This window comes from Flavobacterium tagetis (genome assembly GCF_016735615.1).
In the GTDB taxonomy this organism is placed as follows: Bacteria; Bacteroidota; Bacteroidia; order Flavobacteriales; family Flavobacteriaceae; genus Flavobacterium; species Flavobacterium tagetis.
Genome location: NZ_JAERSF010000002.1, coordinates 833,331 through 846,133, shown reverse-complemented (window position 1 = coordinate 846,133; position 12,803 = coordinate 833,331). Strand labels below are relative to the sequence as shown.

Below are 12,803 nucleotides of genomic sequence, written 5' to 3'. Positions count from 1 at the left end.
ATTTGAAATTATTTTAATTCTTTTACTTTTGTGCAATCGATTACATTGATTGATAAACCACAAAAAACCACACTTAAAAAAATGAAAACAAAACTTATATTATTAGCATTGCTTTTGCCTTGCTCCTTTCTGTTTGCTCAAAATTATTTTATGAGTGCACCTGAAGGATTTGGAGCTTCTGCAACTGGCGGAGGAAGTGCAACTCCAGTTACAGTAACTACTCTAGCCGATTTAACAGCAAAATTGAAATTAACTAGTCCGCAAGTTATATTAGTTTCGGGAACTATAAATTGTACATACACCAGTCTGCAAGTAAATGATAAAACAGTAATTGGCCTTCCTGGTGCGCGATTGGTTAATCTGGATCAAACAGCCGCTGGTTCAGGAATTTTAAGTTTAAAACCTGGTTCTAATAACATTATCATAAGAAATTTAATTTTTGAAGGTCCTGGTGCTTATGATGTAGACGGACGTGACAATCTTACTTCAGAAGCTACTAATCTCTGGGTTGATCATTGCGAATTTCAAGACGGAATGGACGGGAATTTTGACAATAAAGGCGCTGCAGATAACATAACAGTTTCTTGGTGCAAATTCATTTATCTTAAAGCGCCAAAAGCTGGAGGTTCTGGCGGAGCCGATGATCATCGTTTTTCTGATTTGGTGGGCTCTTCTAAAACAGACGCACCATCTGATGGACATTACAGCATTACTTTTAAAAACTGTTATTGGGCTGAAGGCTGCAAAGAGCGAATGCCAAGAGCTAGAAATGCAGAACTTCATATCTTAAATTGCTATTATAACACTTCTGTTTCTGGTTCACTTGCAATTGGTTTAGGTGGTGGAAGCAACAATACAACTTGTTATGTAGAAGGAACTGACTTTGCTAAAATCGGTACTGCTTTTAAAAATTATATAAGCACTGATGGCGGAACAATTGGAATTGCTTTTACAGATTGTTTGAATGCCCCTGCAAATTCGGGAACGGCAGTAACAAAACCTTCGTACACTTATAGCGTTCTTCCAATTGGTAATGTTGCAGGGTATATTTCAAATGCTTCGTGCGGAGCTGGTGCAACGCTTCAGGTTACTGCTCAAGGCGTTCTTTCTACAAGTTGCAATAATTTAGGACTTAATAACAATATAAATAATTTGGATTTAAAATATTATCCATCAGTTATAAATCGACTGTTAAATATTGATTTTTCAAGCTCCGATAATGGTTTGGCTGAAGTGAATCTGTTTTCTTCTAATGGATCAAAAGTATATTCACATTCCCAAAATGTTTCTCCAGACGAAAAATTAGAATTAAACGTCGGAAATCTTGCAAAAGGCATTTATGTCTGCAAAGTTCAGATAGATAAAAGAAGTAAAACATTTAAATTAGTGAAAAACTAAATTCCATAAAAAAAGGTCATTGAAACAAATCAATGACCTTTTTACATTTTACACCTTACTTTTTACATTTCACAAAAAACTAAAAAGCTGCTTTCATTTTATCTTTTATAGCATCAAGGCATAAATTATTGATACTTCCTTCGTGCGTGTGTTTTGTCTCTTTTGGAGATTTATAAGTTCCTGCTTCTAATTGTTCAGCAACAGCTTTGTACGCATCTCTAAACGGCATTCCTGCAACAACCATTTCGTTTAAAGTATCTACTGTAAACAAATAATCATATTTTTTATCTTCTAAAATATGGTCTTTTACCGTAATATCCTTTATTGAAAATATCGCAATATCTAAACAAGCTTTTAAGTTTTGAATCGCTGGAAACAAACCTTCTTTCAAAAGCTGTAAATCTCTGTGGTATCCGCTTGGAAGATTATTTGTAATTAAAGTGATTTCGTATGGAAGCGCCTGAATCTTATTGCATTTTCCTCTGATTAATTCAAAAACATCAGGGTTCTTTTTATGAGGCATAATACTAGAACCTGTTGTAAGATGCGCCGGAAGACCAATAAAGTCGAAATTCTGGCTCATATACAGACAAACGTCCATTGCGAATTTTGATAACGTTCCCGCAACGCTAGTCATTGCAAAAGTAACCATTTTCTCTGCTTTTCCACGGCTCATTTGTGCAGCAACGGCATTATATTTCAAAGTTTCGAAACCTAACTCCTGAGTTGTAAAAGTTCTGTTGATTGGAAACGAACTTCCATAACCAGCTGCGGACCCTAACGGATTCTGATCTACAATTTTTGAAGCAGCGTTCAACATTGTAATATCATCAATTAAACTTTCAGCATAAGCAGAAAACCACATCCCGAAAGAAGATGGCATAGCGATTTGTAAATGCGTATAACCTGGCAATAAAACGTTTTGATGTTTTTCTGCCGATTCCATCAACAAGTCAAACAAAGTTTTTACTTGCTCTTTTATTGCTTTTAATTCGTCTTTTAAATACAAATGAACATCTACTAAAACTTGATCGTTACGAGAACGTGCGGTGTGGATTTTCTTTCCTGCATCGCCCAGTTTTACAGTTAAAAGATATTCAATTTTAGAATGCACATCTTCAAAACTGTCTTCTATTTCGAAATTTCCAACTACGATATCTGCGATGATTTCGTTTAATGCATCAACTAAAGAAGTTGTTTCTTCCTGAGTTAATAAACCAATTTGTCCAAGCATTTTAGCGTGCGCGATTGAACCTAAAGCATCGTATTTTGCTAAAACTAAATCCAGTTCACGATCGTTTCCTACTGTGAATTGCTCAATTTGTTTATCTGTTGGTATTCCTTTTTCCCAAAGTTTCATAGGTTGTATTTTTTTCGCCACGAATTCACAAATTATTTTTTTCAAATCTTTGCGATTATTTTTTTCAAATTAATCCGAATTACTATTTCATTTCGATAGTAAAAAAATAATTCGTGAATTCGTGGCGGTTTTTCTTTTCTTATAATTTAAAGAAATCGGTTAGTATTTTGATATACAGGTCGACTCCTTCTACAATTTCATTTACAAAAATAAATTCGTCTGCTGAATGCGAACGTAATGTTTCTCCTGGCCCTAATTTTAAAGACTGACAGCTTAAAACCGACTGATCTGAAAGTGTTGGCGAGCCGTAAGTTGTTCTTCCTAAAGCGATTCCTGCCTGAACCAAACCATGCGCAACTGGAATAGACGAAGCGTTTAAGTGCATCGATCTTGGTGTTACTTCGGCGTTTACGTTTGCTTTAACCACTTCTAGAATTTCAGCATTGGTATAGCGGTCTGTTACACGAATGTCAACAACTAAATCACATTCTGATGGCACAACATTATGTTGTTTTCCAGCATTTATTTGTGTTACGGTCATTTTTACGGGACCTAAAACGTCTGAGATTTTGTCGAATTTATAGTTTTTAAACCATTCCATTACCGGAATTGATTTGTATAAAGCGTTATCATCGTTTTGATGTGCTGCGTGGCTTGCTGTTCCTTTTACTTTTACATCTAAAACTAAAAGACCTTTTTCTGCAACTGCCAATTGCATCAAAGTTGGCTCACCTACAATAGCGCAATCTAATTCTGGCAAATGCTTTAAAACGCTGTTTAAACCATTTTTCCCGCTACTTTCCTCCTCTGCAGAAGCTACAATTACAATATTGTGAGAAAGGTTTTGATTTTCGTAGAAATGTACAAAAGTCGCTAATAATGAAACTAAACAACCTCCTGCATCATTACTTCCTAAACCGAATAATTTACCGTCTTTTTCAATTGCTTTAAACGGATCGTTGGTGTAAGCTTGATTCGGTCTTACCGTGTCGTGATGTGAGTTTAGTAAAAGTGTTGGTTTGTTTTCGTCGAAATATTTATTGAAAGCCCACACATTGTTGTTTTCTCTCTTGAATGGAATTTCATTCTGATTGAACCAATTTTCGATTAAAAGGGCCGTTTGATCTTCTTCACTTGAAAACGAAGGGGTTTCGATTAGGCTTTTTAATAAACTAATTGCTTCTTGGGTAAGCGTATCTATATTTTTCATTTTTGTTAGGTTCTGAGGCTATCCCGATAGCTATCGGGACTGAGATTCTAAGTTTTTTAAGCATGACTTTACCAATCTTAGCCAGAAAATTAATTTGCGCAAATTTCTTAAATTAATATTTAAAAGTACTGCGCAGTTCTCTTTTTTTGCCACTAATTGCACGAATTTTCACAAATTATCTTTTTGTAACAGATTTAAAATCAAAATAGACTTTTTGATGTCCATTTAAAATTATTTTCTTTTTTTTTAGCAGAAAAAAATTAGTGTCAATTCGTGCAATTCGTGGCTATATCTTTACAACGTAATCGTTGTATGCTGAATATCTGAATTTTGAAGCATTCTGTGATGTCCAATTTTGATTTTCTGCACGCCTCTTGATAAACTATTAAAGCAGTTATCTAGTTTTGGAATCATTCCAGAATGGATTACTTTTTCTTCTTTTAGTTTATTGTATAATGCTTCGTTGATTTCTGTTATTACAGAAGAATCATCTTCTGAATCCATTAAAACACCTTGTTTTTCAAAACAGTAAGTCAGCGTAACGTCAAAAACCTCCGATAATGCAATTGATAATTCACTTGCAATGGTATCAGCATTTGTGTTTAGTAATTGCCCGTTTTTGTCGTGTGTAATCGCACAGAAAACAGGAACAACTCCAGCTTCTAATAAAGTCGCCAGTAATTTGGTATTAACTTGTTTTACATCGCCTACAAATCCGTAATCAATTGTTGGATGATTTCTTTTTGTCGACTGAATTAAATTTCCGTCAGCCCCAGAAAAACCAATTGCATTATTGTCTTTTGCCTGCAATTGCGCTACAATATGTTTGTTGATTTGTCCTGCATAAATCATTACGACAACATCAAGCATTGGTGCATCTGTAATTCGACGTCCGTCAATCATCTGCGGAACTAATCCAATACTCTGCGCCATTTTTGTAGCCGATTTTCCACCGCCATGAACTAAAACTTTATAGCCTTCAATTTTAGAAAAATCGGTTAAGAATTGTTCTAATTCTGCTGGATTGTCGATGATGTTTCCACCTATTTTGATTACTGATACTTTCATAAGATTCTAAGGTTCTGAGATTCTAAGATACTAAGTTTTTTTTGCGCAAAGTTTCTTAGCATCTTAGTAGCTTAGAATCTTAGCAACTTTAAAAATTATATCTTCTTAAGAATCTTTTGTAAAACTAATTGTGCTGAATACGTTCTATTATTCGCTTGTTCGATTACGATTGAATTTTCTCCGTCTAAAACTTCGTCACTTACAATTACATTACGACGAACGGGAAGACAGTGCATGAATTTTCCGTTGTTGGTTAATGCCATTTTTTCAGCTGTAACGGTCCAGTTAGGATCGCTGTTGGTTACTTTTCCGTAATCGTTGAAGTTGCTCCAGTTTTTTACGTAAACGAAATCGGCATTTTCGAAAGCTTTGTTTTGATCGTATTCGATTGTACAGTCTTTTGTAATTTCTGGACTTAATTCATAACCTTCTGGATGCGTGATTACAAAATCCATATCTTTCTGCATCTGCATCATTTCTACGAATGAATTGGCAACTGCCTGAGGCAACGCTTTTGGATGCGGCGCCCATGAAAGAACTACCTTTGGTTTATCTTTGTGTCTAGGCTTGAATTCTTCCATTGTAATCGCATCTGCTAACGACTGCAACGGATGACGAATAGCACTTTCCATGTTTACAATTGGCACTGTAGCGTATTTCAAAAATCCTGAAATAACAGTTTCTTGGTAATCTTTCTCTTTATCAACCAAACCAGCAAAAGCACGGATTGCAATAATATCACAGTATTGAGAAACTACTTCTGCAGCTTCTTTAATATGTTCTGAAGCGCCAGAATTCATTACTGCTCCATCTTCGAATTCTAACGTCCATCCTTCGTTGGTAAAATTCATTACCATGACGTTCATTCCTAGATTTAATGCCGCTTTCTGAGTACTCAAACGCGTTCTTAAACTCGGATTGAAAAATAACATTCCAAGGGTTTTATTCTTTCCTAAACTTTGATTTTTAAGCGGATTCTTTTTGATTTTAATCGCTTGTCTTACCCATTTTGATAATGAGTTGATGTCTTTTATTGAGATATAGTTCATTTGTTTTCTTTATTAATTTAGATAATGTGATAATTAGAAAATCTGATAATTGTGCATTATCTAATTAACTAATTTTCTAATTGACTCATTAGATTATTTTAGTAAACGGAATTTCGTCTTTTAATGCCTTTAAAATAAAATTATCATTTAATCCATTGACAATCCAGGTTTCGATATTCGCTGCTTTTGAAATTGCAGCCGCTTCTATTTTGGACTGCATTCCTCCTGTTCCGTGTGATGATTTCGATTCTCCGATTTCCTTTTCTAAAGACTTCAAATCATTTACCAATTTGATTGTTTCTGGATTTTCATCGTGAATAGAATCTTTCGTATAAATTCCATTTGTATTAGTGGCTATTATCAGAATATCAACATTTAAAAGAACCGCTGTTAAAGCTGCTAATTTATCATTATCTCCAAATCGAATCTCATCTGTTGCAACGGTATCATTTTCATTGATAATCGGAATGTAATTGTTTTTAACCAATACATTAATGGTATTTACAATATTCTTTTTGGTCTGTTCTTTTTCGAAATCAGAATAAGAAAGTAAACACTGTGAGGTATTTAATCCTAAATCTTTGAAATTTTCATTGTAAATCCGCATTAAATGAGGCTGTCCAATTGAAGCTAAAGCCTGTTTTACAAAAACATCTTTATCCTGATTATCCAATTTTACAAACTGCTTTGCTGCTGCAATTGCTCCTGAACTTACTATGATAAACTCATATTCGTCATTTAAAGCTGCAATCTGTATTCCGAGGTCTTCAATCTTTCCCCGCGAAATATGATTGGTTTCTTTGGTTAAAGTATTACTTCCTATTTTTAATAAAATCCTTTTTTTTGCCATGTCTTTTGTTTTTGCCACGAAGGCGCTAAGGCACTAAGTTTTTTTTAAATCTATTAGGGGCGCAATTGTTTAATTATCTAATTGACATATTATCTAATTATCTGATTTGTCCTTCCCCGTAAACATACCATTTATTGGTTACCAAATGCTGAAGACCGATTGGGCCTCTTTGATGGAGTTTATCAGTGCTTATTGCTAATTCTCCTCCTAAACCAAATTGTCCGCCGTCTGTGAAACGGGTTGAAGCATTTTGGTAAACAGCTGCAGCATCGATCGATTCCATAAACTGCTGTGCGACTTCATTATCTCTCGTAATAATTGCTGCAGAATGTCCTCCACAATATTTATTAATCATATCGATTGCGTGATCTTGAGAATCGATGGTTCCAATCACAATTTTATAATCTAAAAACTCTTCGTACCAAATATCCTCGTTTACGATAGTTTTGGTATTTTCGAAATTCTCTAATGATTTATCTACTATAACTTCAACTTTTGATTCTATTAACTCTTCAATCAGCATTGCAGTAAAACCTTCAAAATTGGGAAGTTTAGAATCTATTAAAACTTTATCCAAAGCATTACAAGCTGATATCTTAGCTGTTTTAGCATTTAAAATTACTTTTAAAGCCAAATCTGTATCTGCTTTTTCATGAACGTAAACAAAATTGTTTCCTCGTCCGCTTACGATTACTGGGCAAGTTGCGTGTGCTTTTACAAACTCAATTAGCTTTTCTCCGCCTCTAGGAACAATTAAATCAACTTTTTGAGTTGGTTTTTCTAAAAATGCCTGAGTTTCTGTTCGGTTGTAATTGAGATATTCCACCCAATCATTTGAAACTCCGTTTTCTTCTAAAGCTTTATGCCAAAGACTTACGATTTTCAAGTTTGATTTTAAAGACTCTTTTCCTCCTTTTAATAAAATCTTATTTCCTGATTTAAAAGCAATTCCGCCCGCTTCGATTGTAACATCTGGACGAGATTCATAAATAATTAAAATCGTTCCAAAAGCGGCTGTTTTATTGACTACTTTTATTCCATTATCATGAGTAAAATGAAAACGCTCAACGCCAACGGGATCTTCCTGAGAAGCTAATTGGTTTAATGATAAAATCATCTCATCTACTTTTTTATCATCTACTTTTAAGCGTTCTTCCATCGCTAAATCTGAGCCGTCGTAATCAGCAAGATCTTCCTGATTGGTTAAAATAATCTGATTCCGCTCCTGTTCGACCAGTTTTGCCATGGTCCGCAGAACGAGATTTCGTTTTTCAATTGATAATGGATTCATAATTTGTAGTTGGTTGGTTGTTTTTTGGTTGTTTCTTTTAGTAATAGAAACTTATATTTTAAACCTGGCGGATTTTCTAAACCCGTCAGGTTTAATATTGATTGAGAATTAGTTTTTTAATTCTTCTAAACTTTCTTTTAAAGCTTTTACAAACGTATCAATATCAGCTTTTTTCACTGTAAGCGGCGGTAAAATTCTTAATAGATTTTTATTGTTGGCGCTTCCTGTAAAAATGTGTTTTTCGATGATTAATTTCTTTCTTAAAGCTGCTACATCAAAATCAAATTCAACTCCAAGCATTAATCCTTTTCCTTTTACTTGTTTGATTCCGTCAACTTCTTTGATTTTTTCTAAGAAATATTCATAAACTTCATTTACATTTTTCTGTAAATCAAGTTTTTCAATTACATCCAAAACTGCAATTCCTGCTGCACAAGATAAATGGCTTCCGCCGAAAGTGGTTCCTAATAATCCGAAACTTGCCTCGAATTTTGGAGAAATTAAAATCGCTCCTACTGGAAAACCATTCCCCATTCCTTTTGCAACTGAAATAATATCAGCGTTGATTCCGTGATGTTGGAAAGCGAAGAATTTCCCGCTTCTTCCGTATCCTGATTGTACTTCGTCTAAAATCAAAACAACATCGTGTTTTTTACATGCTTTTTCTAAAGCCTGAAAAAACTCAGTTGTTCCTTGATCTAAACCTCCAACGCCCTGAATTCCTTCGATAATTACTGCTGTAACATCCCCTTTAGCCAATTCAGCTTCAACTAATTCAATTTGGTTTAGAGGTAAAAAAGTAACTTCTTGCTGCGCGTTTAATGGTGCAACAATTTTTTTGTTATCTGTAACGGCAACAGCTGCAGAAGTTCTTCCGTGGAAAGAATTATCAAAAGCCACAACTCTTGATTTTCCGTTGTGGAAAGAAGCTAATTTCAAAGCATTTTCATTTGCTTCAGCACCAGAACTGCATAAAAACAATTCGTAATCTTCTAAACCAGAAAGTTTTCCTAATTTCTGTGCCAATTCCACCTGCAAAGGATTTTGAATGGCATTTGAATAAAAACCTAAATTATCAATCTGATTTTTAAGTTTTGCAACATAATCTGGCTGAGTGTGCCCGATAGAAATCACACCATGTCCACTGTATAAATCTAAATATTCTACTCCTTTGTCGTCAATAATTGTACAATCTACTGCTTTTACTGGAGTTATGTCGTATAATGGGTAAACGTTGAATAAGTTCATTTTTTCTTTTTAGTTGTTGGTTGATTGTTGTTGGTTGATGGTCTTATGTGATGTTTCCATCAACTATAAACCAACAACTATCAACTATTATTAAAATCCGCTTGGTTTCAAATGTAAACCTGTGGTTTCTTCTAAACCGAACATTAAATTCATGTTTTGAATTGCTTGTCCTGAAGCACCTTTGGTTAAGTTATCGATAATTGATGTTATGAGAACCCGGTTTCCTTTTTTCAATAAACTAATGATACATTTATTCGTTTGCACCACTTGTTTCATGTTGATGTTTGTTGTGGTAATAGTTACGAAAGGTTCATCTTTGTAGAAATCTTCGTATTTAGCAACCAATTGCTCCAAACTATCATCACATAATGTATATAACGTTGCAAAAATTCCTCTTGGAAAATCTCCTCTATTCGGAATAAAAAGCAATTCGCTGTCAAAATCATCCTGCAGCTGAACTAAACTTTCTCCGATTTCTCCCAAATGTTGGTGTTCAAAAGCTTTATAATGTGACATATTATTGTTTCTCCAACTGAAATGAGAAGTTTCTGAAAGACTTACTCCTGCTCCTGTACTTCCGGTTGTAGCATTAATATGAACATCATTATTCAGCAAATTATGTTTTGCTAAAGGCAATAATGCCAATTGAATAGCCGTTGCAAAACAGCCTGGATTTGCAATATAATTTGTCTTTTTGATTTCTGCTTTATTGATTTCAGGCAATCCGTAAACGAAATCTTTTCCTTCAAAATGTGCATCTTTATTCAATCTGAAATCATTTCCTAAATCAATGATTTTAGTATGACTCGCAAAATGATTTTCTTTCAAAAATGAAATCGATTTTCCGTGACCTAAACATAAGAAAACAACATTCACATTTGGATTGATTTCAGCTGTGAAATTCATTTCGATATCACCCATCAAATCTTGGTGTGCTACAGAAAGTGGTTTTCCGGCGTTTGTGGTGCTGTAAACAAAATCAATGTTTACTTTTGGGTGATACATTAAAATTCTGATGAGTTCTCCAGCCGTATAGCCCGAACCACCAATAATTCCGACATTAATCATGATCTAATTTGTTTACAGATGAGAATATGTTTTGTGCATTTCCTAAAATCTTGATAAATCCTTTTGCATCGTCAGATGTCCAGGCATTGTTCATTTCTCCGTATTGACCGAAACCTGTGTTCATTAAATCATTTTCAGATTCAATTCCGTCAAGTGAGAAATGATATGGTTTTAATGAAACTGTTACCGTTCCGTTTACTGTTTTTTGTGTGTCTTGCAAGAAAGTTTCGATGTTTCTCATTACTGGATCTAAGAACTGACCTTCGTGGAATAACATTCCGTACCAGTTTCCTAATTGTTCTTTCCAGTATTGTTGCCATTTTCCAAGAGTGTGTTTCTCTAACAAATGGTGCGCTTTGATGATAATTAATGGCGCAGCAGCTTCAAAACCAACTCTACCTTTAATTCCGATAATCGTATCTCCTACGTGAATATCTCTACCAATTGCATAAGCACTTGCCAATTTTTCAAGAGCCACGATATTATTTGATGGTTTATCAGTTTTTCCGTTTAGTCCAACTAATTCTCCCTGCTCAAAATGAAGGGTTACTTTTTCTTCACCTTCTTTTTGTAATTGCGAAGGATATGCTTCACTTGGCAATGGCTGACTTGAAGTTAAAGTTTCTTTTCCTCCAACACTTGTTCCCCAAAGCCCTTTATTAATAGAATATTGTGCTTTTTCCCAAGAGTAGTGAACTCCGTTTTGAGCTAAATAATCTACTTCTTCTTGTCTTGATAATTTTAAATCTCTAATTGGAGTAATAATTTCGATTTCTGGAGCAATAGTCTGGAAAATCAAATCAAAACGAATTTGGTCGTTTCCTGCACCAGTACTTCCGTGAGCGATTGCAGTAGCTCCTACTTTTTTCGCATATTTTATAGCTTCAATTGCTTGAAAAACACGCTCTGCGCTTACTGATAATGGATATGTATTGTTTTTTAATACGTTTCCGAAAATCAAGTATTTGATAGCTTTATCGTAATATTTATCTAAAATGGTTAAGTTGGCGTGTTGTGCGCTTCCTAACTCATAAGCTCTTTTTTCAATAGCTGTTAATTCTTCAGCAGAAAATCCTCCTGTATCAACAAGAACAGTATGAACTTCGTATCCTTTTTCATTTTTTAAATATTTCAAACAATACGAGGTATCTAATCCTCCGCTATAAGCTAATACTACTTTTTTCATTTTTTATAATTTTGGCTAATACTTTCGTATGTAGCAGTTTGAGATTTTTTCTAATTCATTTGACTTAGACAAACAATGACAAGATTTTGTTTAAAAATAATGCCTGTTTGATCTTTTTAAGTCTGTTTAAAACAGCCTCGTTAAAAGGATGTCTTGGTGGTGTTTTTTGTTTTTCTTTTGGGTCGTATAACATTCCTGTACAAAGGCACATTTTATTTTCTTTGCTTTGTAAAATCGGGAAGTTAGTACAGGTTTTACAGCCTGCCCAGAAACTTGGATCGGTTGTAAGTTCAGAGAAAGGAACTGGTTTATAACCTAGTTCAGAATTTATTTTCATTACAGCCAAACCAGTTGTAATTCCAAATATTTTAGCATCTGGAAATCTTTTCAAAGAATAATCAAAAACTTTCGATTTTATCTTTTTTGCCAAACCATGACTTCTATAATCTGGATGTACAATTAATCCAGAATGCGCAACAAACTTTCCGTGCTGCCAGCTTTCTATGTAACAAAAACCTGCAAACTTTCCATCAGCCAAAGCAATCATTGCATCACCGTTTGCCATTTTTTTCTGAATGTACTCAGGAGTTCTTTTAGCAATCCCCGTGCCTCTTAATAAGGCAGATGATTCTATCGTATCGCAGATTTCTTGCGCGTATTTGAAGTGTTCTTCCTGGGTAACAACAATAGAGATCTTCATTTCAATTATTGAAGTTAGAGTTAAAAATTAAAGCATATTGATTCGCTTGAAATCCAGAATTGAATCCAATAAAATTAAGCATAAAAGAAGTAACATTCTCAAAATCAAAATATTGATTAAGAAAATTCACAAAAAAATAAATAGTTTTAGGATATGTTTGTCCAATGGACAAATTATGTGATTTCAAAATGAAAAATGGGTATGAATAAATATACGGCTATAAAACTCAGTGAACACTATAGAGCTAGTGTCCGTACTTCGGGAGAAGTAATCGGTGAGTTTGTCCGTGACAAAGAAGTTATATGTAAACTTATTTTATTCATCGGTGCAAAAGTACATCTTTTTTTAATTTACAAAACAAAAAATTAAAATTCT

12 protein-coding genes are annotated in these 12,803 nt (G+C 34.2%); 2 read left to right on the top strand and 10 right to left on the bottom strand.

Annotated features, from left to right (window positions below; genetic code table 11):
• Positions 1-81: 81 nt before the first annotated feature.
• The gene (locus JI750_RS11190; RefSeq protein WP_202001563.1) at positions 82-1,398 is read left to right on the top strand and encodes a pectate lyase family protein; all 1,317 of its coding nucleotides are present in this window, start codon (positions 82-84) and stop codon (positions 1,396-1,398) included.
• A 79-nt stretch (positions 1,399-1,477) separates the two neighbouring features.
• Here the strand turns inward: JI750_RS11190 and argH are convergent, their stop codons facing one another.
• The 10 genes from argH to JI750_RS11140 form a co-directional block, all read right to left on the bottom strand.
• Entirely contained in the window at positions 1,478-2,758 is a 1,281-nt protein-coding gene (gene argH, locus JI750_RS11185) for an argininosuccinate lyase (protein ID WP_202001559.1), read from the bottom strand.
• A 139-nt stretch (positions 2,759-2,897) separates the two neighbouring features.
• Positions 2,898-3,968: a M20 family metallo-hydrolase gene (locus JI750_RS11180; RefSeq protein WP_202001556.1), complete on the bottom strand. Its 1,071-nt coding sequence runs from the start codon at positions 3,966-3,968 to the stop codon at positions 2,898-2,900.
• A gap of 294 nt (positions 3,969-4,262) precedes the next feature.
• The gene (gene argB / locus JI750_RS11175) at positions 4,263-5,036 is read right to left on the bottom strand and encodes an acetylglutamate kinase (protein ID WP_202001553.1); all 774 of its coding nucleotides are present in this window, start codon (positions 5,034-5,036) and stop codon (positions 4,263-4,265) included.
• Positions 5,037-5,131: 95 nt separating this feature from the next.
• Positions 5,132-6,085, bottom strand: coding sequence for an N-acetylornithine carbamoyltransferase (locus JI750_RS11170; protein WP_202001550.1), 954 nt, complete (start codon positions 6,083-6,085; stop codon positions 5,132-5,134).
• Positions 6,086-6,173: 88 nt separating this feature from the next.
• Positions 6,174-6,935, bottom strand: a complete 762-nt coding sequence (proB, locus tag JI750_RS11165; RefSeq protein WP_111291171.1) for a glutamate 5-kinase — start codon at positions 6,933-6,935, stop codon at positions 6,174-6,176.
• A 97-nt stretch (positions 6,936-7,032) separates the two neighbouring features.
• Entirely contained in the window at positions 7,033-8,226 is a 1,194-nt protein-coding gene (locus JI750_RS11160; protein ID WP_236673015.1) for a glutamate-5-semialdehyde dehydrogenase, read from the bottom strand.
• Between the two features lie 108 nt (positions 8,227-8,334).
• Positions 8,335-9,474 (bottom strand): aspartate aminotransferase family protein, encoded by a 1,140-nt coding sequence (locus tag JI750_RS11155; RefSeq protein WP_202001547.1) that lies wholly within the window; start codon positions 9,472-9,474, stop codon positions 8,335-8,337.
• Between the two features lie 90 nt (positions 9,475-9,564).
• Positions 9,565-10,542 carry an N-acetyl-gamma-glutamyl-phosphate reductase gene (gene argC / locus JI750_RS11150; protein ID WP_202001544.1) on the bottom strand — a complete coding sequence of 326 codons (978 nt, stop codon included), beginning with the start codon at positions 10,540-10,542 and terminating at the stop codon, positions 9,565-9,567.
• The gene (locus JI750_RS11145) at positions 10,535-11,728 is read right to left on the bottom strand and encodes an argininosuccinate synthase (protein WP_073409232.1); all 1,194 of its coding nucleotides are present in this window, start codon (positions 11,726-11,728) and stop codon (positions 10,535-10,537) included. The genes argC and JI750_RS11145 overlap by 8 nt, the downstream gene beginning before the upstream one ends.
• 64 nt (positions 11,729-11,792) lie before the next feature.
• Positions 11,793-12,428: a GNAT family N-acetyltransferase gene (locus JI750_RS11140; RefSeq protein ID WP_202001541.1), complete on the bottom strand. Its 636-nt coding sequence runs from the start codon at positions 12,426-12,428 to the stop codon at positions 11,793-11,795.
• Positions 12,429-12,629: 201 nt separating this feature from the next.
• Between JI750_RS11140 and JI750_RS11135 the strand changes: the two genes are divergently transcribed.
• Complete coding sequence (locus tag JI750_RS11135) at positions 12,630-12,797, top strand: hypothetical protein (protein ID WP_202001537.1); 168 nt, start codon at positions 12,630-12,632, stop codon at positions 12,795-12,797.
• The last annotated feature ends 6 nt before the right edge of the window (positions 12,798-12,803 follow it).